The following is a 21,403-nucleotide window of genomic DNA, read 5'->3' on the forward strand; positions in this document are numbered from 1 at the left end:
CCGCACGGATCTGCACGGAATGTGCATGTGCGTCTGGCCGAAAGGAGCCGGTCAGTTCCGGCCGGGTCGGCGAGAGGAACGTATGGCTGGAACGCTTCCCTCCGTCGGCAGGGAAAAGCGGCCCTGTACACCCAGTTCGTGCTGGCGGGGCGGGTGAACTGGGAGAATCTGTGACGGACGGGTGGCCGGGATGTGTCGGGGGAACAGGCCGACTTTCGTATGTAGCGGCCGCAATTCCGGTTAGCGCACCGGTTTTTTTCGTGCGCAGGGAGGCCCGGAGGCGCCGGGGAGTGGGCCCCGAGCCCCGATGCGAGGTTTTTCAAACGGTAAAAACCAGCCCTCGGGACGGCAAAAAGCGGCCCCGGACACCGCCGTGTCCGGGGCCGCTGCCGTGGGGCGCGTACGTTCAGACGGGCCGCAGCCAGACCGCTCCCAGGGGCGGCAGGGTGATGACCGCGCTGGCCGGGAAGCCCTGGTGGGGGGTCTCCTCGGCCCGCAGGATGCCCGGGTTGAGCACACCGCTGCCGCCGTAGGCCGCGGCGTCGGTGTTGAGGGCCTCGGTCCACTCGCCGGCCCGGGGGAGCGCGATGCGGAAGCCGGGGCGGGGCGAGGGCTGGAAGTTGTAGACGCAGACGACGAGTTCGCCGTCGTCGCCGTACCGGACGAAGGAGTAGACGTTGTCCTGCGCCGCGTCCGCGTCGATCCAGGAGAAGCCCTCCGGGCTGGTGTCGTGCCGCCACAGGGCCGGCCGGCCGAGATAGCCGGCGTTGAGGTCGCGCACCAGGTCACGGACCCCGGCGTGCGGGGCGTGCTGGAGCAGCGACCAGTCCGGGCCGCGGTCGTGCGACCACTCGGTGTCCTGCGCGAACTCCTGGCCCATGAACAGCAGTTGCTTGCCCGGGAAGGCCCACATGAAGGCCAGGAACGCGCGCAGGTTGGCCAGCTGCTGCCAGCGGTCGCCCGGCATCTTCGTCAGCAGCGAGCCCTTGCCGTGCACCACCTCGTCGTGGGAGATCGGCAGCACGAAGTTCTCCGAGTACGCGTAGACCATCGCGAAGGTCATGGCGTGGTGGTGGTACTGCCGGTACACGGGGTCCTTGGCCATGTAGTCCAGCGAGTCGTGCATCCAGCCCATGTTCCACTTCAGGCAGAACCCGAGACCGCCGTGGTCGGTCATCCGGGTCACGCCCTCCCAGGAGGTGGACTCCTCGGCGATGGTCAGCACACCCGGATTGCGGCGCGGCACCGTCGCGTTGACCTCCTGGAGGAACTCCACCGCCTCCAGGTGCTCCCGACCGCCGTAGACGTTCGGCAGCCACTGGCCCTCGCCGCGCGAGTAGTCCAGGTAGAGCATCGAGGCGACCGCGTCCACCCGCAGCCCGTCGACGTGGAACTCCTCGACCCAGTAGAGGGCGTTGGCGACGAGGAAGTTGCGCACCTCGTTGCGCCCGTAGTCGAAGACGAGCGTCCCCCAGTCGGGGTGCTCGCCGCGCCGCGGGTCGGGATGCTCGTACAGCGGTGTGCCGTCGAAGCGGGCCAGCGCCCACTCGTCGCGCGGGAAGTGCGCCGGCACCCAGTCGACGATCACGCCGATCCCGGCCTGATGCAGCGCGTCCACCAGGAGCTTGAAGTCGTCCGGGCCGCCCAGCTTGGCCGACGGCGCGTAGTAGGAGGTGACCTGGTAGCCCCAGGAACCGCCGAAGGGGTGCTCGGCGGCCGGCAGGAACTCCACGTGCGTGAACCCCAGCGCCTTGACGTACGCCGGGAGTTCACGGGCCAGCTCGCGGTAGCCGAGCCCGGGCCGCCAGGAGCCCAGGTGCATCTCGTACACGCTCATCGGCTCGCGGTGCGCGGAGAAGGAGGAGCGGCGGGCCATCCAGGCGCCGTCACCCCAGCGGTGGCGGGAGGTGTGCACGATCGACGCGGTGCCGGGGGCCGGCTCCGCGCGGGTGGCGAGCGGGTCGGCCTTCTGGATCCAGCGGCCGTCGGGCGTGAGGATCTCGAACTTGTAGTGGCAGCCGTCCCCGACGCCCGGCACGAACAGCTCCCACACCCCGCTCGCGCCGAGCGAGCGCATCGGATGGGCGCGCCCGTCCCAGTAGTTGAAGTCGCCGACCACCCGCACCGCCCGCGCGTTGGGCGCCCACACCGCGAACGCGGTCCCGGTGACCTGACCCCACCCCGACTCGTGGTTGACGACGTTCGCGCCGAGCACCCGCCACAGCTCCTCGTGCCGGCCCTCGCGTATCAGGTGCAGGTCGAGCTCACCGAGGGTGGGCAGGAAGCGGTACGGGTCGTCGTAGCGGTGGACATGGTCGCCGTAGACGGCGGCGATGCGGTAGTCGGGGATGGCGGAGCCGGGCAGCCGGCCGGCGAACACCCCGTCGGACTCGTGCTCCAGCTCCAGCAGCACACCCCCGCCGGGGTCGGTGACGCGGACGGCGTCGGCGAGCGGCCGCAGTACCCGCAGCGTCACCCCGTCCGGGCCCGGGTGGGGCCCGAGCAGGGCGTGCGGGTCGCTGATCTCGCCGGTGACGAGCCGCTTGATGTCGGTGGCGGGCAGGGCCGGTGAGTGCGATGCGGTGGTCACGTCTGCGGGTTCCCGTCCGTGAATATGTGGGCCACTTGGCGGTGCGGGTCCAGGCGTACGTAGTTGTCGCGGCCCCAGGTGTAGGTCTGGCCGGAGAGCGCGTCGTACACCTCGAAGCTGTCGGAGCGGTCCAGGCCGAGCGCGGGCAGGTCGAGGAAGACGGTCGCCTCGCGCGCGGTGTGCGGATCGAGGGTGAGCACGACCAGCACCCAGTCGGTGTCGTCCCGCTTGGAGAAGCAGACCACCGCGTCGTTGTCGGTGCGGTGGAAGCGCAGGTTGCGCAGCTGGTGCAGCGCCGGGTGGGCGCGGCGCAGCTCGTTGAGGGTGCGGATCAGCGGGGCGAGCGAGTCGCCGGACGCCTCGCGGCCCTCCCAGTCGCGCGGCCGGTACTGGTACTTCTCCGAGTCCAGGTACTCCTCGCTGCCGGGCCCGGCCGGCACGTTCTCGAACAGCTCGTAGCCCGCGTACATGCCCCAGCTGGACCCCGCCATCGCCGCGAGCACCGCGCGCACGGCGAACGCGGGCCGGCCGCCGTACTGCAGGTAGGCGTGCAGGATGTCGGGGGTGTTCACGAACAGGTTGGGCCGCAGGAAGGCGGCCGACTCCTCACCGCCGAGGCCGGCCAGCTCCGAGAGGTAGGACTCGACCTCCTCCTTGGAGTTGCGCCAGGTGAAGTACGTGTACGACTGGTGGAAGCCGATCCGCGCCAGGGTGTGCAGCATCGCCGGGCGGGTGAACGCCTCGGCGAGGAACAGGACATCGGGGTCGGTGTCGTGGACGGCTGCGATCAGCCGCTCCCAGAAGGCGACCGGCTTGGTGTGCGGGTTGTCCACCCGGAAGATCCGCACCCCGTGGGCCATCCAGTGGCGCAGGATGCGCAGGCACTCCTCGTGCAGCCCGTCGGGGTCGGTGTCGAAGTCGATCGGGTAGATGTCCTGGTACTTCTTCGGCGGGTTCTCGGCGTACGCGATCGTCCCGTCGGGCCGGTGCCTGAACCACTCCGGGTGCTCGGTGACCCAGGGGTGGTCGGGGGAGCACTGGAGCGCGAAGTCCAGGGCGACCTCCAGGCCCAGCTCGGTGGCGCGGGCCACGAAGTGGTCGAAGTCCTCCAGGGTGCCGAGGTCCGGGTGGATCGCGTCGTGGCCGCCGGCCGGGGACCCGATCGCCCAGGGCGAGCCCGGGTCGTGGGGGCCCGCGACGAGCGTGTTGCCCGCGCCCTTGCGGTACGTCGTCCCGATCGGGTGCACCGGCGGCAGGTACACCACGTCGAAGCCCATCCCGGCCACCGCCTCCAACCGCTTGGCCGCGGTGCGCAGGGTGCCCGAGCGCGGCGGCCGCAGCAGCCCGTCGGCCTGCGGGGCACCCGGCACGACGGCACCCTCAGAGCGCGGGAACAGCTCGTACCAGGCGCCGTACAGGGCGCGTTCGCGGTCCACCCGCAGGGGCAGCTCCTCGGAGCGGGTGACCAGCTCCCGCAGCGGGCGCGCGGACAGCAGGGCCAGCACGACCGGGTCGGAGGCCGCGGCGAGCCGCTCCTCCGGCGCCCTGTCGGTGTCGCGCAGCCTGAGCACCGCGGCGAGCAGCGGGGCACCCTCCCGCTTGGCGAACGCGTCCGCGGCCCGCTCGAGCAGCTGCGCCCCCTCCTCCAGTACGAGGGGTACGTCGATGCCGGCGGGGATCTTGATGTCGGCGGTGTGCCGCCAGGTGGCGAACGGGTCCGACCAGGCCTCCACCCGGAAGGTCCAGTCGCCCTCGCGGTCGGCGCTGACGGCGGCGGCGTACCGGTCGGTGCCGGGGGCCTGCAGCCGCATCGGCGTCCACTCGCCCTCGGTGCCGTCGGGCGCGGTGAGCACGACGTTCGCGGCGACGGCGTCGTGGCCCTCCCGGAACACGGTCGCCGACACCTCGAACACCTCGCCCGGCACGGCACGTGCGGGCCGTCGCCCCCCGTCCACCGAGGGCCGGACGTCCAGCACGGGAATGCGCCCCACACTGGGCGCGAACCGCCGTGCGGCGCGCTTCTCCTGCATCATCTGCCTCCTCGCACGGTGGTGCGGTCGCTGAAAGGGGTGCATAAAGGGCGCGGGGCTGTGTCGATCTGCGGCTCCGCCGCGTGGGCGCGACCAGCCCTCCACGGTGGGCAGCCGAACGACGGCCCGGCCACGACGGCGGGACCGCTGCTCACCGGCGGAGCCCCGTCGTGCCGTTGCTGACCTCGGCGATGATCCGGCGGTACCCCGCGACCAGCGGGTGGTGGGGGTAGGCCGTGGAGAACACGCGCTCACCGGCCAGCGTCGCCATCTCGGGGGCGTAGGGCAGCACGGCGGAGACGCGCGTGTCGTAGGCCTTCTCCACCTCGGAGTGCAGCCGGTCGTGGACCTGCCCGTCGGGGGCCATGTTGACCGCCACGGTCAGGCCGACCCCGCCCAGGCGCTCGGCGAGGGCGACCGTCTCGCGGGCGCCGGCCAGATCGAGGCGGTCGGCCCGGGTGACCACGAGCAGGTCGTCGGAGCAGGCCATCGCGGTCACCGTCTCGTTGTTGAACCCGGCGTGCGTGTCCAGGAGCAGCACGTCCAGGGCGAGGGAGTCGATCAGCCGGTCGAAGCCCTCGCGCAGCAGGCCCACGTCGTAGCCGCGGCCCATGATCTCGGCGGCCGCGCTCGACCTGCTGCGGGCCGGGACGAGGAAGAACCCGTCGTGGCCCCAGTCGCCGTCCGCCGGGTACACCGCGTCCTCGATCTCGCACCGGCCGATCAGATAGTCGGTGAGCGAGCGGCGGCGTACCTGCTCCACCGAACCGTCGAAGATCACGTCCAACGCCGGCGTGTGGATGTCGGTGTCCACGAGCGCCACCCGGCGGCCCGAGGCGGCCAGCAGCAGCGCCAGGTTGGCGGCCGTGCTCGACTTGCCGGTGCCCCCTCGGTAGGAGTGCACGGTGATGATCTGCGACACGTCTTACCCCCGCCTGATCAGTTGCTGCGCGCCCCGGGCGGGCGCCAGTGGACGGCCATCATGGTGATGTCGTCGGACTGCTCCGCCGTCCCGACGAACTCGCTGAGCGCCCCGTCCATGTGGTCGAGCAGCCCCTCCCCGCACACGTTCGCGGCGGTCAGCTGCCGGATCATCTCGTCCTCGCCGAAGAACAGCCCGGACGCCGAACGGGCCTCGGTGACCCCGTCGGTGTAGATGAACAGCGTGTCGCCGGGGCTGATGCGGGCGTAGCCGAGGGAGAAGTCGACGTCCGGGATCACCCCGACCGCGGGGCCCGTCGGCTGCAGCAGCACCGGCTCCGCGCCGCTCGCGCTCAGCAGCACCGGCGGGTTGTGGCCGCCGTTGATGTAGACGAGGTTCCCGGTGGCCGGGTCGAGCACGCCGAAGAACATCGTGGCGAAGTAGCCCTGCCGGATGTGGTTGCGGGTGAGGTAGTTGTTGGTGCCCACCACCGCGTTCAGCAGCGGTGTCGCCCCCACCACCGGGATGGCCCGGCTGTGCTCGGCCCAGGTGGTCTCCTCGCCCATCAGCTCGGCGGCGATCAGCGACTGCAGCCCGCTCTGCTCGGCGGTGTGCCGCAGCAGCGAGCGGATCAGCGCCATGAACAGGGCCGCGCCGACGCCCTTGTCGCACACGTCGGCCACGATCAGCGCGAGGCGCCGCTTGTTGACGATCTCGAAGACGTCGTAGAAGTCCCCGGCCACTGTCCGCGCGGGACGGAAGCGGACATGGATCTCCCAGTCGTCGGGACTCGGCAGATCGTCCGGCAGGAAACCCATCTGGATCTCCCGGCCGATCTCCAGTTCCCGCTCGTAGGAGAGCAGTTCCGCGTGCGCGGCCACGTCCTCCATGGTCCGGCTGAACGTCGCCTTCTCATGGCAGTCCCGCAGCCGCGCCCGCACCAGATGGGTGTGGAACGGTGGCACGAGGTAGTCCGCGCCGGCGCCCACGTGGCTGTCCAGCAGATGCAGATGATCCTGCTCGGCGTAGGCCACCACGGCCGGCTGCAGTCCCTCGTCGTCCAGTCTGCGCGCCACCGCCCGCACGGTGTGCGGGGTCAGCTGCGCATGGGCCAGGACCACCGTCACCTCGGGCAGCCGCCCCGGCGAGGTCGCAAGCACCTCGCCGGGGCTGTGCACGTGCACCTCGGCGCCCACGCGCTTCAGGGCGTCGTGCAGGTCCGGAGGCACGCTGCGATGCTCGTCCAGAACCAGCACCTTCGTCTGCACCATCTCCGCCTCGTCTACTCCGCTGTCGGCTCGTCGTCGCCACCCCGCGACCGGGGCGGGCGACTGCTTCCGCCACGGCCGGGGAGCAGCATGACCAGCGTGCTCACATTGCGCCCGGCCACCAGTTCGTACCGGTACTCGTCCACCGCCGTGACGGCGAGATACACGCCCAGGCCGCCGATCCGGCGCTCGGACAGCGGCGCGTCCAGCTCGGGCGGCCGCATGCCCTGGTGCGGGTCGAAGGCCGGGGCGTCGTCCTGGAAGCGGACCCAGAGCCGCTCGGGCTCGATGGCGGCCTCCACGGCGATCTCACCGGGCCGGCCGCGGTAGCCGTGCATGACGATGTTGGTCGCCAGCTCGTCCGCGGCCAGCCGCAGCCGGTACAGGGCGCTCTCGCTCAGTCCGGCGCGGCGTCCGACGTCGAGGACGAACGCCGCGATCCGGTCGAGTTCCTCCAGAGCGGCGCGCACCTTGATGCGGCCCGCGCTCACCGCGGGCTCCGCGGTGACGCGGCGGACCGCACCCAAGGGGAGGCCGCCGCCGCGGGCCACCTGGGCGGGGACTCCGGCGGCGGACGGCGCACCGTGGTCGATCGCCATCGGCGTGCCCGCCCCCTCACACGTCGACGAGGTCGATGCTGTGGTCGAAGCCGGCCAGCCGGATGGTGCGGGCGACGGGCTCCGGCGCTCCGACGACGGCGATGCGCACGTCGTCGCCCATCTTCTGGCGGGCGAAGACCAGCGAACGCAGGCCGGCGCTGGACAGGTAGGACAGCTTCTCTGCGCGGATGACCAGCTCGACGGCGCCTGCGGCGGCGGCCTCGTCGACGGTGTCGTGGAACTGACCCGCGGTCGCCGCGTCGAGCTCACCGCTCAGCTCGATGGTGGCGACACGCTCGTTGACCCTGAGCTTCACTTCGAAAGACACGGTGGAATCTCCTTCGCGGGGATGGTGCGCGGGTGTCGCGGGACGGTGCGGACGTGGACGGTCAGCGTCCGACGAGGACCACCACGGAGTGCGGGCCCAGGTGGTAGCCGTAGGGGTGCTCCAGCGGCGGCTCCTGGCCCAGCGGATGGGCGGCGGCCGCGGAGGTGTCCGCGAACAGCCGCCACGTCAGGCCCTCGGGCAGCCGGGGGAGCTCCAGGTCGTGGCCCTCCCAGTGGGAGTTGATGGCGATGTAGACGTGGTCGTCGGCGACGGTGCCGCCCTTGGCGTGCCTGCCGCACCGCATCAGCGCCAGCACCCGGCAGTGGCTGGACCAGTCCGGCGCCCAGGCGCGCACCCCGTGCCAGCTGATGTCGGGGTAGCCGCTGCCGACCTGGTCGGCGCCGATCGGGTGCATCGAGTTGCGCAGCACCGGATGGGCGTGCCGGAAGGCGATCAGCGACTTGGTGAACTCCAGGAGTTCGGCGTTGGTGTCGACCAGACCCCAGTCGAACCAGGACAGTTCGTTGTCCTGGCAGTAGGTGTTGTTGTTGCCCAGCTGGGTGCGGCCGACCTCGTCGCCGGCCACGAACATGGGCACGCCCTGGCTGGTGAGCAGGATCGCCAGCATGTTCTTCATCTGCTTCATGCGCAGCGCGCGCACGTGCTCGGAGGCGGTCGGGCCCTCCTCGCCGCAGTTCCAGCTGTTGTTGTCGTTGGCGCCGTCGCCGTTGCCCTCGCCGTTGGCCTCGTTGTGCTTGTCGTTGTACGACACGAGGTCGTGCAGCGTGAAGCCGTCGTGGGCGGTGACGAAGTTGACGGACGCCGAGGACGTGCGGCCCTGGTACAGGTCGGGGGAGCCGGCCATCCGGGTGGCGAGCTCGCCGACCAGTCCGGGCTCGCCCTTGACGAACTTGCGGACCGTGTCCCGGTACTTGCCGTTCCACTCCGACCAGCGCCCGTAGTTGGGGAAGTTGCCGACCTGGTAGAGGCCGGCCGCGTCCCACGCCTCGGCGATCAGCTTGGTGTGCCGCAGGATCGGGTCGGCGGCGAGCTGCTCCAGCAGGGGCGGGTTGGGCAGCGGGGTGCCGTCGGGGGCCCGGTCCAGGATCGAGGCGAGGTCGAAGCGGAAGCCGTCGATGTGGTACTCGGACACCCAGTAGCGCAGGCAGGACAGCACGAAGTCGCGCACCACGGGGTGGTTGCAGTTGACCGTGTTGCCGGTGCCGGAGAAGTTGTAGTAGTACCCCTCCGGGGTGAGCATGTAGTACGTGGCGTTGTCCAGGCCGCGGAAGGAGATCGTGGGGCCGTTCTCGTTGCCCTCGGCGGTGTGGTTGAACACCACGTCCAGGATGATCTCGATGCCGGCCTTGTGCAGCTCCTTGACGAGCGACTTGAACTCGTCGGCCTGCATGCCGAAGCGTCCCGTGGCCGCGTATCCGGCCTTGGGCGCGAAGAACGAGACGGTGTTGTAGCCCCAGTAGTTGTACAGGCGCTCACCGGTGGCGGGGTCGGTGCGCGGGTTGTCGAGCTCGTCGAACTCGAACACCGGCAGCAACTCCACGCAGTTCACGCCGAGTTCCCGCAGGTAGGGGATCTTCTCGCGCAGGCCCGCGTACGTGCCCGGCGCCGCCACCTTCGAGGAGGGGTGCCGGGTGAAGCCGCGCACGTGCGTCTCGTAGATGACGAGGTCCTCGGTGGGGATGCCCAGCGGGGTGTCGTCGCCCCAGTCGAAGTCGTCGTCGGGGATGGTCGCCCGGTACTGGTAGACGTCCGCCCAGTCGGGCTCGGCGCCCCACACGTCCCGGCCGGACACCGACCGGGCGTAGGGGTCGCTGAGCACCTTCGACGCGTCGAAGCGGTCGCCGGCACCCGGGTCGAAGGGGCCGTCGGCGCGGAAGCCGTACTCCAGGTTCTCGGTGTCCAGGTCGAACACCGTCATGGCGTACACGCTGCCGATACGGAACTCGGGCGGGAAGGGCAGCTCCGCCATGGGCTCCTTGGCGCCCCGCTCGAAGAGCACCAGGCTCATCGCGGTGGCGCGGTCGGAGTACACGGAGAAGGTGACCCCGCCCGGCACCGGGTGCGCGCCGTACGGGAACGGACGTCCCGCGCGCACCCGGTAACCGGAGATCTGGCGCGTCGGATAGGAGTCGACGCGCTCACGTACGTCCTGGACGGTCATCGGCCCGCGTTCTCCAGTGCGGAGCCGAGGTCCTCGGCAATGTCGAAGAAGTCCAGGAAGCCGGTCGCCGACATCACGAACCTGACCTCCTCGGACAGCCCGACCAGGGTGACGCGCGCCTCCAGCTGCTGGGCGCGGCGGTGCACGATGAGCAGCGTGCGCAGCCCGGCGCTGGAGATGTAGCTGACCCCGGTCAGATCGATCAGGACGCTGGAGCTGTGCCCGATGAACGGCAGCAGCTGGGCCTGGAGACCGCCGGACGTGGTGGAGTTGATCTCGCCCTCCAGGGCGACCACGCACGCCGAGCCCTCCATGCGGGACGTGAGCTTCACGGTCATCCGGTCACCTCCGTGGGTGTGAGCCGGACCTTGACCTTGACCCGTCCCGAGGTCTCGGGCAGCCGCACGGTCAGCGCGCCGGCGTCGAAGTCGGTGTGCTCCTCCCCGTCGACCTCCACGCTCTCGATGCGCACCGAGCCGGCCGGCAGCAGGTCGGGGGCGACCCGCAGGGTGCGCTCCGGCAGGTCGGACGGGTCCGGCTTGAACCAGAAGTCCATCGCGTTGCCGTTGATGAGCAGGTTGTTGTACACCGCGGCCAGGTAGCACAGCTCGGCCGAGTGGTACATCGACATCGAGTGGCTGCCCTTGAGCCGCTCCACCCCGAGCAGGTACGGCAGGCCGTTGGCCAGGGTGTTGAAGTAGACGGCGCCCTCGTCGTGGTCGAGGAAGAAGGAGTTGTAGAAGGACTCCGCGTCGCGCGCCTCGGAGCGGAAGTCCTCCCGGCCGGTGATGCCGTGCAGGATCAGGTAGGCGAGGATCGCCTGCTCCTGCTGCCACCAGGCCTTGCGGTCGTGCCAGGCGAAGCGGAACCTTTCCTCACCGTCGGCGAGAACCCGCTCGACGACGTCGTACCAGCCGCCGCGCTGCCGGTCGCTGCCGATGGGCGGCATGGTCTCGCCCAGGCTCGTGGCGAGCTTGAGGTAGTCGTCCTTGGGGCGCAGCGAGTGCATGCGCATCAGGTTCCAGGCGATCTTCAGGTTGTGCCCGACGACCGCGCGGTTCTGCTGCCAGCCGTGCTCGGTGTCCGCCGACCAGTCCTTGTGGAAGCGCTCCTGGACGAACGGGCTGTGCTCGGTGTCCGGGAAGCGCTGCACGATGGTGTCGAAGGTGTATTCCAGCATGTCGGCGTAGGACTTCTCGCCGGTCGCCAGGTACAGGTTGATCAGGTACGCCGGGGCGTGGTCGCCGACGGAGTTCCAGTTCTTGCGCGAGCGGTTCGGGCCCAGCGACTCGTGCTCGGGGCTGAGCAGGATCGGGTCGATGTGGCTGAAGTACCCGCCGTGCTCGGGGTCCAGGTAGAACCGGTCGAACAGCCGGATCGTGGCGTCCGCGTCGGCCTTGATCCGCGGGTCGCCGGTGACCCGGTACGTCTGGATCGGGCCGGCCAGCGCGTAGATCTGCTCATAGGCGGGCAGCGCGTCGTAGTCGTCGGAGAACTCCGAGGTGAACAGCTTCTTCTCGGTGTCGCCGTCGACCTTCAGGCCGTGGTACCAGTACACGACGTTCTCGTCCTGGTCCACGAACCGCATGTGCTCACGCAGGTACTCGGTGCCGCGCTCGGCGACCTCGAGGTACTCGTCCTCACCGGTCAGCAGGAACGCCGACGCCATGCCGTACACCAGCCGGGAGATCGTGTCGGTCTCCTGGACGTGGCTGGCGGTCTTGTCGCCGCTGAGCCGGATCTCGGTGCGGTAGTTCGCGAAGTCGACGGGGCCGTCGCCGAACTGGGCCTTGCGGTAGAAGGCGGCGATCTCGCGGATCTGCCGCACCCACCAGCTCGGCTCCTCGTAGCGGTAGTCGTCCGTGTCACGGCCGACGAACACCAGACGCTTGGCCTCGAACCGCAGTCCTCCGCCCTGCGGGTAGAAGATGCCGTACGCCTGGAGGAAACGGCCCGGGGTCAGCAGGTCGTAGATGTGACCCGAGGCGTCCTGGTAGGGCTCTCCCAGGTTGTGCAGCAGCTCCGCGCTGGGGCCGCCGTCCAGGGAGATGTCGAAGCTCCGGCCGTCGGCCGTGGCGACGGTCACGACCGCGGCGTCGCGGTCGAAAGCGGTGACGCGGCCGGCGATGGTGTCGGAGAAGGTGAAGTTCACGGTGCCGGGGTTGCTGGTCATGTCTCACGCACCTCGCAGCACGAGTTCGTCGATGATGGTCCTGGCGAACAGATGGCAGTGGTCGCCGGTACGTCCGGTCACCAGGTCGCCGTCCACGACGACGTCCTGGTCCACGTAGTTGGCGCCCATGTTGCGCACGTCGCCGATCAGGTTGTTGTGGCAGACGACCTTGCGGCCGCGCACCACGTAGGGGATCGAGGCGGCCAGCCACATGCCGTGGCAGATGATCCCCTTGACGATCCCGGACCGGGCGAACGCCCGGCGCAGCAGGTCCGTCGCGGGCGGCAGCTTCTCGATGTCCTCGGTGTAGCGCAGCCGGTCGGCCACCATGCCCGAGGGCACGATCAGCGCGCTGTACTCCAGCAGCGCCTTGTCGTCGAGGTCCTCCAGGGACTTGTCGACGACCAGCGGCGCCCGGTACTCATGGCCCGAGAAGGTGATCGACTTGTTCCCCCACAGCCGGGTGATCAGGTCGACGCGGGCGCCTTCCTCGGCGAACCGGCGCTGGTAGTAGGCGATCTCGGGCTCGTAGAAGTCGCTCTCGGTCAGAAGCGCGATCCGGCGTCCGGAGAGCACTCCGTCGCGGGACGGTATCGGTCCGGCCATGCGTCAGGCCCCCTCGGTGGTGCGCAGGTCGACCAGGAACGGGCGGTCGTCGGCGAGCATCCGCTTCACCGCGTCCGCGACCTGGTCCTTGGTGTCCACCCGCACCCCGTCCACGCCGAAGCCGCGAGCGATCTCGGCGAAGTGCAGGTCGGGGTGGGAGAGGTCGAACGGCGTCGGGAACTGGTGCGGCTGCACGCCGCGCTCGCGCCAGTACTGCTCGATGTTCAGGTCGAGCAGCTTGTAGCTGCGGTTGTTGCAGATCACGAACTTGGCGCCGATCTCATGGCGTACGGCCGTGTACAGCGCCTGGAAGGTGTACATCGAGCCGCCGTCGCCGGTGAAGCCGATCACCGTCTTGTCCGGGTGGGCCAGCTTGATGCCGAGCGCGCCCGGGATGCCGACGCCGAGCGAGCCGCCGCGGGTGGAGAACCAGTGGCCGGGCAGCCGTCCGGGCAGATGGGCGTTGAGCGGGCCGGCCGCGGTCAGCGCCTCGTCGAAGACCATCACGTCCTCGGGCACCGCGCCGGCCAGCTCACGCAGGAAGGTGTTCAGCAGCGAGCCGTCGTCGGCCGGCAGCGTCTGCTGCTCCCGCCGCTCGGTGAGACGCGCGGCCGCACGCGAGCGGTCGGCGGCGGACAGCTTCGTCTCCAGCTGCTCGGCGAGCGCTGCCAGGGTGGCCCTGGGGTCGGCGACCAGGCCGAGGCTCACCGGGTGGTTCTTGGCGATCTCGTAGCCGTCGAGGTCGATGTGGACGATCCGCGCGTCCTCACGGAACGGGTTCTCCAGGTTCGGGAACACCTCCGGGAAGACATAGGTGCCCACGATCAGGACCGCGTCGGCGTCCTTAACGTGCGAGGTGGAGACCTCACCGAACATGTGGCCCAGCTGCCCGCGGTAGAGCGGATGCCGGGCGTCGAGGTTGACCTCGGAGTAGTCCACGCCCCAGATGTCGGCGCCCAACTGCTCGGCCACCCGCGTCAGTTCGGCCTGCCCGCCGGACACCGAGACCCCGTCGCCCACCAGGACGAGCGGCTTCTCGGCGCCGGCGAGCAGCGACGCGGCCTGCTCCACCAGCGAGGGCACCGGAAGGGCCTCGGTGCGCAGGACCGTGCTCGGCACGACCGGCTCGGTGTTGACCGCGTCGAGGACGTCCATCGGAAGCGCCACGAAGACCGGGCCGCGCGGCGCGGTCATCGCCATCTTGTACGCCCGGCGCAGCGTCCGCAGCACGGACTGCGGGTCGGTGACCCGGGTCGCGTACTTGGTCACCGGGCGGGCCATGGCGACCAGGTCGGCCGCCATCTGCGCGTCCATCGACTCGTACTGGACGCCGGACTCGCCGGCGATCACCACGAGCGGGGTGTGGCCGCGCTTGGACTGGTACAGCATGCCGATCGCGTTGCCGAGACCGACACCGCTGTGCAGCTGGAGCAGGGCGGGGCGGCCCGTGGCGCGGGCGTAGCCGTCCGCGATGCCGGCGGCGACCGTCTCCTGGAGCGTCAGGATGTACTGGAGTTCGTCATAGTTCTCCAGCGCGTCCAGAAAACCCTGCTCGACCGTTCCTGGATTGCCGAACATGAACGGGATTCCGTCGGCGATGAATTGCTCGATGATCGCCGCATTGCCCTGCCTGGCCATGTCTTCCTTCTCTCGCTGAGACTGCGCTGTGTTCTGCGCCGAGTTCTGGAATTACCAGCCGAAGCGGGTCAGCCCGTCTTCGAGAACCTCGACGATCTTCTCGCCCGTGAGATACGAGTCCGGAGTGGAACGGCCCGTGATGAACGGGAAGTCCACGATCACCGAGGTCTCCTTGCCGAAGTTGCCGTGGTAGCGGCCCTCGGGTCCGGTGGCGTCCCGCAGGATGTACTCCAGCGGGTACGGCGGCGGGCCCATCTGGAAGTCGGTACCGAGGAACCCGGTGCCGTCCTTGTAGTCGTACTCCTTGCAGTGGCCCGTGACGTGCTTGCCCCAGATGATCGACTTGCGGTCCTCCCAGTCACGGGCGAACGCCAGGCAGGTCACGCCGTAGCACTCGGCGGCGACCGGCTTGCCGGCCCGCAGGAAGGCGAGGATCAGCTGGTGGACGCGCTCGTTGTTGGCGAGGTCGACGATCGGGCCGGAGCCGCCGACGATCAGGATCGCGTCGTAGTCCTCGATCTCCTGCGCCACGACGTCCACCGCGCGGTGGTACGCCTCCAGCTTGCGCAGGTAGTCGTCGTCGGAGGTGTACGGGCGCTCGGGCACCCAGCTGGAGATGTCGATCGGGTCGTCGAGACGGTCCGACTCGTCGATCTCCTTGGTGATCTGGGCGACCTTCTCGGAGGTCACCGAGCGGCCCAGCGGCGGGTCGATGAACTCCGGGTCCATCGACGGGGGCAGCGCGTGCGCGCGCTTGCCGGTCGGGGTGGCGAACACGACCTCGTAACCGCGCTGGTCGAAGTGGTGCAGGGGCCCGATGAGCTCCTCGCCCCAGTACCCGTACTCCGACAGGATCACGAGGATCTTCTTGGCATTCCTCCTGGCCACGACTGCTCCTTGGATTCGTGGTGGGGTGGTTCGGGGGACCGTCGGCGGGGCGTCAGCGGGCCTCGGGGCCGATGATCCAGTTCTCCTTGACGGCGAGGGAGAAGACGTACTTCGGGTCGACGATCTCCTCCCGGGCCGCCTTGACCTTCTCGGTGAAGTACGGCGAGGCGAGGGCCGCCCGCAGCGCGTCGACGTCGTCGAACCACAGCTGCTCGACCGAGTCGAAGGACGCCTCGCCGAAGGTGTAGGCGCCGTCGACGGTGTGGGCGTGCAGGTAGCGGCGCAGGCCCGGGGTCTCCTTGACCACGTCGGCGTAGCTGCTGAGGCTCTGCTTGCGGTACTCCTCCAGCTCCAGGCCGGGGCGGCGCTTGAGCAGCAGCGTCAGCTTCACCCAGTCCTGGCCCTTGGCGAGCGGGGGGCCGGGGACGATCTCGTGGGCGTTGGTGTCGACCACGATCGTCAGCCAGAACGCGGCCCAGTTGGGCTCGTCCAGGCGGGCGCCGTTCAGGAACTCGTCGGTCTGCAGCGACGCGACCTGCTCCTCGGGGTTGAGCCAGATCTCCGCGATGCCCTGGTGCGGCAGAGCCGGCGAGCCGAGGTTGCCCTCGATGTCGACGACGGTGTCGACCATGTACTTCCGGATCTGCGGGATTTTCGACGCGTACTGCACCGCGTGCACATTCACCCAGTAATCCTGGAATTCCTGCGCGGTCATACCCGGCTTGGGCGCCGCCAGAATGAACTGGTGGATCATTGAATTTCTCCTGTTCCACACCGGTCCGGACTCGGAAAAGCGTGTCAATACGACACGCGCCCGGCAATGAACTTCGGACGACTTCCTGACCTGAGGAGCTTTCAGGCCGCCTCGGGCCGGCCCTGGGCGAGGCGCCGTACCGCGGCCAGCGGGATCGACAGCCATTCGGGCCGGTTACGGGCCTCGTAGACCGCCTCGTAGACCGCCTTGTCGGCCTCGAAGGCCCGCAGCAGCACCGGGGCGCAGCGCGGGTCCACACCGCCCGCCTGGGCGTAACCGGCGCTGAAGGCCCGCCGGTTGTGCATCGCCCAGGCCGACGCGCGGCGGGCCAGCTTGCTGCCCCTGAGCCCCGCCTGCGCCTGCGCGCCGGGCGGGGCGCCGAGCACCTCGGCGAGGGCGTGGTGGGCGGCGTAGTCGAAGGACCGCAGCATCGCGGCCACATCGCGTACGGCGGGCTGGAGGCGGCGGCGTTCCTCCAGCGGGTGGCCGGGCTCGCCCTCGAAGTCGATCAGCACCCAGCCGTCCTCGGCGCGCAGTACCTGGCCGAGGTGGAGGTCGCCGTGGACGCGCTGCACGAGCAGCGGGTGGCCGCGGGCGGCGATGCCGTGCAGATCGCGGTGGATGTCCCGCAACTGCGTCGCGAACGGCACCAGTTGGGGCACCGCCTCGACGGCCTCCTCCAGCCTGCGGGTCAGCTCGGCGGCCAGCTCGCCGATCTCGTCGGCCGCCAGGTGCCGGCTGTCGAGCTGCTGGGCGAGGGCCGTGTGGACCTGCGCGGTGGCCCGGCCCAGTGCGTGCGCCTCGTCGGCGAACCCGCCGAAGGGGGCCACCGAGGCGCACTCGCCGGTGATGCACTCGGCCGCCTCACGCGTGGCCAGCGCCCAGCCGTCGCCCCGCGAGGGCACGAACCGCTGGAGGATCGCCAGCGTGGTGCGGCCCGCCGGGAAGGCGTCGGAGGTCTGCATCCAGGCCAGTGGATGCGCGCTCGGCACGTCCCCGGCGCGGCGCAGGGCGGTGAGCATCTCCAGCTCCGGGTGGGGGCCGGGCTGGAGACGGCGCAGCACCTTCAGCATCAGCTGGTCGCCGAAGGCGATGGAGGTGTTCGACTGCTCGGCGGTCATCACGTGCGGGACGAGCCCGGCCGGGATGTCCGCGCCGGCCACCCGGTGGCACTCCACCGTCCCGTCGGCGTCCTCCGCGGCCAGGTGCGCGAGCAGCCCGGCCATCAGCTCCGGGTCACCGGTGGCCTCGTAGAACAGGAGCCCCGATCCGCCCGCCCGGCCGATGACGGCCTCCGCGGGGGGTTCGGGTCCCCGCTCCCGCACGCCGACGAGCAGCTGGTACCACTCCTCCTGCCCCGGCTGCCCGGCCCGGACGATCAGCTGCAGCAGCGCCGGGTCCCCGGCCTGGATCAGATCGGCCAGCACCGGCTCCACGACCGGCGCGCTCTCGCCCTTCCCGGCGAACCAGCGCCGTCCGGCCAGCCAGCGCGGCAGCAGCTCGCGCAGCTCGGCGGCGAGCCGCGGCGCATCGGTGGTGATCAGGGACGTGTTCATGCGGCACCTGCCGGGGTGGGGGGAGAGTCGGAGGCCGGGGGCATGGGCCCGACGATGCGCATGACCCGCCCGTCCCGGTCGAGCAGGCACCACCCGGCCTCCTTGTCGGGCAGCACGTCGTACATGGGAGCGGGCACGAGGACATCGCCCGTGGAGGGGCGCGAGGAACTGCGCGACAGGCCACGGCGAACCGGTGCGCGCGAGACGGCAGAACCTCCAGAGTCGGCAGGCGAGCTCATGCCACACCCACCCGAGCGGAACGAACACCCGCGGGCGCGGGCACCCCCGACGCGGCAGACGCGAGCGCGGCAGCCGCGTGCGCGACGGTCACCATCGTCATGTGGTGGTGCCAGCCCCGGAACGACCGCCCCTCGAAGTCCCGCGCGCCGAGCCCGTCCGTCACCTCGGACAGGTCCCGCTCGACCCGCCGGGCCAGCATCGCGGTGCGGTAGATGGTGCCGAGCTGCGTCCGCGAGAGGTTGGACAGCCAGTACTCGGCCGGCGCCCGCCGGGTGCGCGAGGTCCAGGCGCCGAGCAGGACGAGCTCCTGCCGCTCGTTGAGCTGGGCCGGCACCGCACGGCGGCGCCGTAACCGCACCCGCATGGTGCCGACCGACGTGGCCCGGACGGTGTCCGTGACATGGTCGTACCACTCGACGGGCATGCAGTTGCGGCTGAGCGCGGCGGTCAGCGCGTCGGCTGCCTGTGCGCGGTCGGCGAGCGCCGGCTGCTGCAGCGGCTCCAGGAGAGCGAACCGCGAGGCCGGGTCGATCCGCACCACGAACGGGATGTGACGGGCGTTCAGTTCGGCGCAGGCGGCGTACGGGTCGCCGTCGCGCAGGTCCATCACCACGGGCCGGCCGGGCAGGTTCCAGTCGGAGGCCATCCGGTCGACCGCGCCGATCCCGCACTGCTCGGGCGGGGAGGAGTCCACATGCGCCGGGATGGAGGCTCTGCGGCGGCGCTCCGGATGCTCGGTCCAGCACTCCGGCAGGGCGAGCCGCCAGTCCACCGGGCAGCTGCCCTGCTCGGACACCAGCCAGACCCCCGCCGCCTGCTGGCAGTTGACGATCCGGCCGATGTGCGGCACCCACTGCCGCTCCACGCCGACCGAGTGCTCGCCGATCTTGGTGATGACCAGCGGATGGACCACCCAGGCCCGCGGGGTCAGCCGCTCGCTCAGCAGCTGCGCCACCGCACGCCGCACCGGCCCGCACTGCCAGGTGGACTTGGTGATGAACTGGTAGAGGCTCTGCTCCACGCTGTTTCCGGCGCCGTTGGCGAGCGCCCGCATGGTTTTCTTGCCGTCGACCGTGAGCAGACCCCGCACATAAAGCTCGGCCCAGCGTCGTTGGTCGCTGCGCGGAATCGACTCGAGCGCCCGGGAGAGGATGGCCGAGAATACGTCCTCCGGCATTCCCTCCGGCAAGTTCTGCCGATGTTCTACGGACATGGTGGGGCCCTCTCTGCAAGTGGTGCTGTTTGCTCGCCGCCGCAGTGGAACAAGGGCATCCGGCCGGTTTCAGGCCGCAGGTCGTCGGGCCCGGAAAAGCGGTCGCTCACTCCGGGTGCGTGGAATTGCCTGTCCAAATGTTTCGGGGGTGTTTCGGGCACGCGGCTTTGCGTCCCCCTGGGCGGGGGACGTGAGCCGGGCCTCGGTGCGGGCGGCGGCGACGGGACCCGGGGCCGGACGGCGGCGCGGCAGCGCTGCGTGGCCGGCTCGTGCCGGCCCCGGGTCCTTCGGGAGGCCCGCCGGGAGGGGGGTTTCCCGGCGGGCGGTGACCGTGGGGCGGGCGCCTCAGCCGGCCCGCCCGGACCAGGCGAGCAGCCGGTCCGGGGTGAGCCTGCGGTACAGCGGCGACCAGTCGGCCGGGGCGTCGCCGGGCTCGTTGTAGAGCTCGAACGTCTTGCCCACGGCCTCCGGCACCCGCAGGGCCTGCACACAGGCCTCGGCGACGGCGCCCCGGGAGACCCAGCCGTCGCCCCGGTCGTCCTGTTCCAGGCGGACACCGCAGCCGGCGAAGGGGTCGTCGGTCAGCCAGCTCGGGCGTATCACCGTGTACGGCAGCCCGCTGGCCCGCACGGCGTCCTCGCCGCGCAGCCGCCAGTCGAGCAGCCGCCCGTAGGAGTTCATCGGGTGTTCCCTGCGGGTCACGAAGATCTGGCTGACCAGCACGAAGTGCGGGCGTTCACCCTGAGCGGTGGCCGCGGCGAGCACATTGCGCACCCCGTCGTACATCGTCGTCTCCGGGCTGTCGGGGCCGGAGTCCGCGGTGCCGGGTTCGACGGTGAACACCACTCCGGCGCATCCCCGTAGCGCCGGAGCCAGCGTGTCGGCGTACCGGACGTCGGCCCGGTGCAGTTCCACTCCGAGTGGCAGCCGTCCGCTCTGCGGCCTTCTGCTCACCACCCGTACGCGATGGCCTTGTTCGGTCAGCCGCCGGGTGATGCGCGTGCCGAGCCGGCCCGCCCCGCCCACGACGGCGATGGGGTTCTGCATGGGTCCCCTCCCTGGTCGAACGCCTCACACCCAGCGCAGGATGTCCTCGGCGCTCCTGAGTTCGGTCCTTGCGGGCAGTCCCGTCAGCGCGGGCACCCTCAGCCGCGGGTACACGATCACCCCGCAGAGTCGCGATCCCGGCCAGAGCACGGCGCCGTCGCCGATGGCCGAGTACCTCTCCAGCCGGATGGGGCGGGCGCGCTCGGAGCACACCTCCGCCATCGGGCCGATGTAGCTGTCGGATATGTCGGCGTAGCGGCCGACGACCGCGGACTCGCCGACGGTGGAGCGCACCACGGTGCTCCCCTCGCGGACCTCGGCGCCGTCGCCGATGTCCGCGTTCTCCAGGCGCACACCCCGGCCGATCTCCACGTCCTGGCCGATCCGGACGCCGGGGCCGATCACCACGGAGCCCTCCTCGATCTTCTGGGCGAGGGTGGTGCCGGTGGCGTCGTCCTTGGTCCGCAGGCTGCTCTCGTGGATCCACAGCCGTCCGGAGCCGTCCTCGGGGCGGTCGGTCAAACGATTCATCTGCTCGTACGCGCCGTTGAGCACGAGTCGTACGGTGTCCAGGTAGTCGGGCACGTTGCCCATGTCGCCGAGCCGGCCGATGGTGTGGGTGGCCACGGGGTGGCCCTGTTCGACCAGGTGCGGGAGCAGGTCGCCGCCCACGTCGAGGCGCTGGTGGGAGCGCCGGAACAGCTCCGGTTCCCGGGCCAGCAGACGCAGCCGCGCACAGTCGACGAGGTACATGCCGGCGTTGGTCGGCAGCGTGGCCGCCGGGTCCCCGGCTGTCTGCGGGAACAGCTCGCGCAGCTCGCCCTCGCCGGGCTTCTCGACGAAGCCGCTCACCAGGCCGGACTCGTCGGTGCGCATCACTCCGTACTTGCGGGCGATGTCGGCGGCGGTGCGGGCGACGGAGGCGACCGTCACCACGGCGCCCTGTTCCTCGTGGGTGCGGGCCATCTCCGCGAGGTCGAAGTCGAAGAGCGAGTCGACCGGCAGGACCAGCGCCCTGCCCTGGAGGTCCCACTGCTCCAGGTTGTGGAGCGTCGCGCCGGCGGAGCCGACGTTGTAGCGGTCGAAACGGGAGCGCGAGTACGTGATCCGGACGCCGTGGCGTTCGCCGTGCCCGAGCAGCAGCTTGATCTGGTTGCGGTTCTCCAGGCCGTGGGTCACCACGTAGAAGCGGCGGATCCCCTGCTCCCGGCAGGACTCCAGCACCCACTCGACCAGCCGTCGGCCCACGAGCGGGATCAGCGCCTTGCTCCTGATGTAGTCGGCGGACTCAAGCGTGATGGGCTTGGCCCGTTCGCCGCGGCCGCCGGCCAGCAGGATGCCGACGATTTCCGAATCGGTGCTCATCACG

Annotated in this window: 18 protein-coding genes; all 18 read right to left on the reverse strand. The window is 70.6% G+C overall.

Annotation, left to right across the window (positions count from 1 at the left end; genetic code table 11):
* Positions 1 to 406 precede the first annotated feature (406 nt).
* Positions 407 to 2,590: a 1,4-alpha-glucan branching protein GlgB gene (gene glgB / locus ACIGXJ_RS24830; RefSeq protein WP_399649281.1), complete on the reverse strand. Its 2,184-nt coding sequence runs from the start codon at positions 2,588 to 2,590 to the stop codon at positions 407 to 409.
* Complete coding sequence (locus ACIGXJ_RS24835) at positions 2,587 to 4,623, reverse strand: alpha-1,4-glucan--maltose-1-phosphate maltosyltransferase (protein ID WP_399649284.1); 2,037 nt, start codon at positions 4,621 to 4,623, stop codon at positions 2,587 to 2,589. Before ACIGXJ_RS24835 ends, glgB begins: the two co-directional genes overlap by 4 nt.
* A 148-nt stretch (positions 4,624 to 4,771) precedes the next feature.
* A complete protein-coding gene (locus ACIGXJ_RS24840; protein WP_399649287.1) occupies positions 4,772 to 5,542 on the reverse strand; it encodes a P-loop NTPase in 771 nt (256 codons plus the stop codon).
* Positions 5,543 to 5,559: 17 nt separating this feature from the next.
* Entirely contained in the window at positions 5,560 to 6,813 is a 1,254-nt protein-coding gene (locus ACIGXJ_RS24845; RefSeq protein ID WP_399649289.1) for a PP2C family protein-serine/threonine phosphatase, read from the reverse strand.
* 11 nt (positions 6,814 to 6,824) lie between these two features.
* Complete coding sequence (locus tag ACIGXJ_RS24850; protein ID WP_399649291.1) at positions 6,825 to 7,409, reverse strand: ATP-binding protein; 585 nt, start codon at positions 7,407 to 7,409, stop codon at positions 6,825 to 6,827.
* Positions 7,410 to 7,425: 16 nt separating this feature from the next.
* Positions 7,426 to 7,737: an anti-sigma factor antagonist gene (locus tag ACIGXJ_RS24855; RefSeq protein WP_399649294.1), complete on the reverse strand. Its 312-nt coding sequence runs from the start codon at positions 7,735 to 7,737 to the stop codon at positions 7,426 to 7,428.
* Positions 7,738 to 7,798: 61 nt separating this feature from the next.
* The gene (gene glgX, locus ACIGXJ_RS24860) at positions 7,799 to 9,919 is read right to left on the reverse strand and encodes a glycogen debranching protein GlgX (protein ID WP_399649296.1); all 2,121 of its coding nucleotides are present in this window, start codon (positions 9,917 to 9,919) and stop codon (positions 7,799 to 7,801) included.
* The gene (locus ACIGXJ_RS24865) at positions 9,916 to 10,257 is read right to left on the reverse strand and encodes an STAS domain-containing protein (RefSeq protein ID WP_399649298.1); all 342 of its coding nucleotides are present in this window, start codon (positions 10,255 to 10,257) and stop codon (positions 9,916 to 9,918) included. The genes glgX and ACIGXJ_RS24865 overlap by 4 nt, the downstream gene beginning before the upstream one ends.
* On the reverse strand, positions 10,254 to 12,092 hold the full coding sequence (locus tag ACIGXJ_RS24870) for an AGE family epimerase/isomerase (protein ID WP_399649301.1): 1,839 nt from the start codon (positions 12,090 to 12,092) through the stop codon (positions 10,254 to 10,256). The genes ACIGXJ_RS24865 and ACIGXJ_RS24870 overlap by 4 nt, the downstream gene beginning before the upstream one ends.
* 3 nt (positions 12,093 to 12,095) lie before the next feature.
* The gene (locus tag ACIGXJ_RS24875) at positions 12,096 to 12,698 is read right to left on the reverse strand and encodes a DJ-1/PfpI family protein (RefSeq protein WP_399649304.1); all 603 of its coding nucleotides are present in this window, start codon (positions 12,696 to 12,698) and stop codon (positions 12,096 to 12,098) included.
* 3 nt (positions 12,699 to 12,701) lie between these two features.
* Positions 12,702 to 14,336, reverse strand: a complete 1,635-nt coding sequence (locus ACIGXJ_RS24880) for a thiamine pyrophosphate-binding protein (protein ID WP_399649306.1) — start codon at positions 14,334 to 14,336, stop codon at positions 12,702 to 12,704.
* A gap of 51 nt (positions 14,337 to 14,387) precedes the next feature.
* On the reverse strand, positions 14,388 to 15,224 hold the full coding sequence (locus ACIGXJ_RS24885) for a type 1 glutamine amidotransferase domain-containing protein (protein WP_399649309.1): 837 nt from the start codon (positions 15,222 to 15,224) through the stop codon (positions 14,388 to 14,390).
* A gap of 52 nt (positions 15,225 to 15,276) precedes the next feature.
* Positions 15,277 to 15,978 (reverse strand): EthD domain-containing protein, encoded by a 702-nt coding sequence (locus tag ACIGXJ_RS24890; protein WP_399649312.1) that lies wholly within the window; start codon positions 15,976 to 15,978, stop codon positions 15,277 to 15,279.
* A gap of 101 nt (positions 15,979 to 16,079) precedes the next feature.
* A complete protein-coding gene (locus ACIGXJ_RS24895; RefSeq protein WP_399649314.1) occupies positions 16,080 to 17,534 on the reverse strand; it encodes a hypothetical protein in 1,455 nt (484 codons plus the stop codon).
* The gene (locus ACIGXJ_RS24900) at positions 17,531 to 17,671 is read right to left on the reverse strand and encodes a hypothetical protein (protein WP_399649317.1); all 141 of its coding nucleotides are present in this window, start codon (positions 17,669 to 17,671) and stop codon (positions 17,531 to 17,533) included. The genes ACIGXJ_RS24895 and ACIGXJ_RS24900 overlap by 4 nt, the downstream gene beginning before the upstream one ends.
* A gap of 98 nt (positions 17,672 to 17,769) precedes the next feature.
* The gene (locus ACIGXJ_RS24905) at positions 17,770 to 18,951 is read right to left on the reverse strand and encodes an IS701 family transposase (RefSeq protein WP_399649320.1); all 1,182 of its coding nucleotides are present in this window, start codon (positions 18,949 to 18,951) and stop codon (positions 17,770 to 17,772) included.
* A gap of 381 nt (positions 18,952 to 19,332) precedes the next feature.
* Positions 19,333 to 20,034, reverse strand: coding sequence for an SDR family oxidoreductase (locus ACIGXJ_RS24910; RefSeq protein WP_399649323.1), 702 nt, complete (start codon positions 20,032 to 20,034; stop codon positions 19,333 to 19,335).
* Positions 20,035 to 20,058: 24 nt separating this feature from the next.
* Complete coding sequence (locus ACIGXJ_RS24915; protein WP_399649326.1) at positions 20,059 to 21,399, reverse strand: sugar phosphate nucleotidyltransferase; 1,341 nt, start codon at positions 21,397 to 21,399, stop codon at positions 20,059 to 20,061.
* Positions 21,400 to 21,403: the final 4 nt, after the last annotated feature.

Origin of the sequence: Streptomyces sp. NPDC053367 (assembly GCF_044545925.1) — a bacterium.
Lineage (GTDB): Bacteria > Actinomycetota > Actinomycetes > Streptomycetales > Streptomycetaceae > Streptomyces.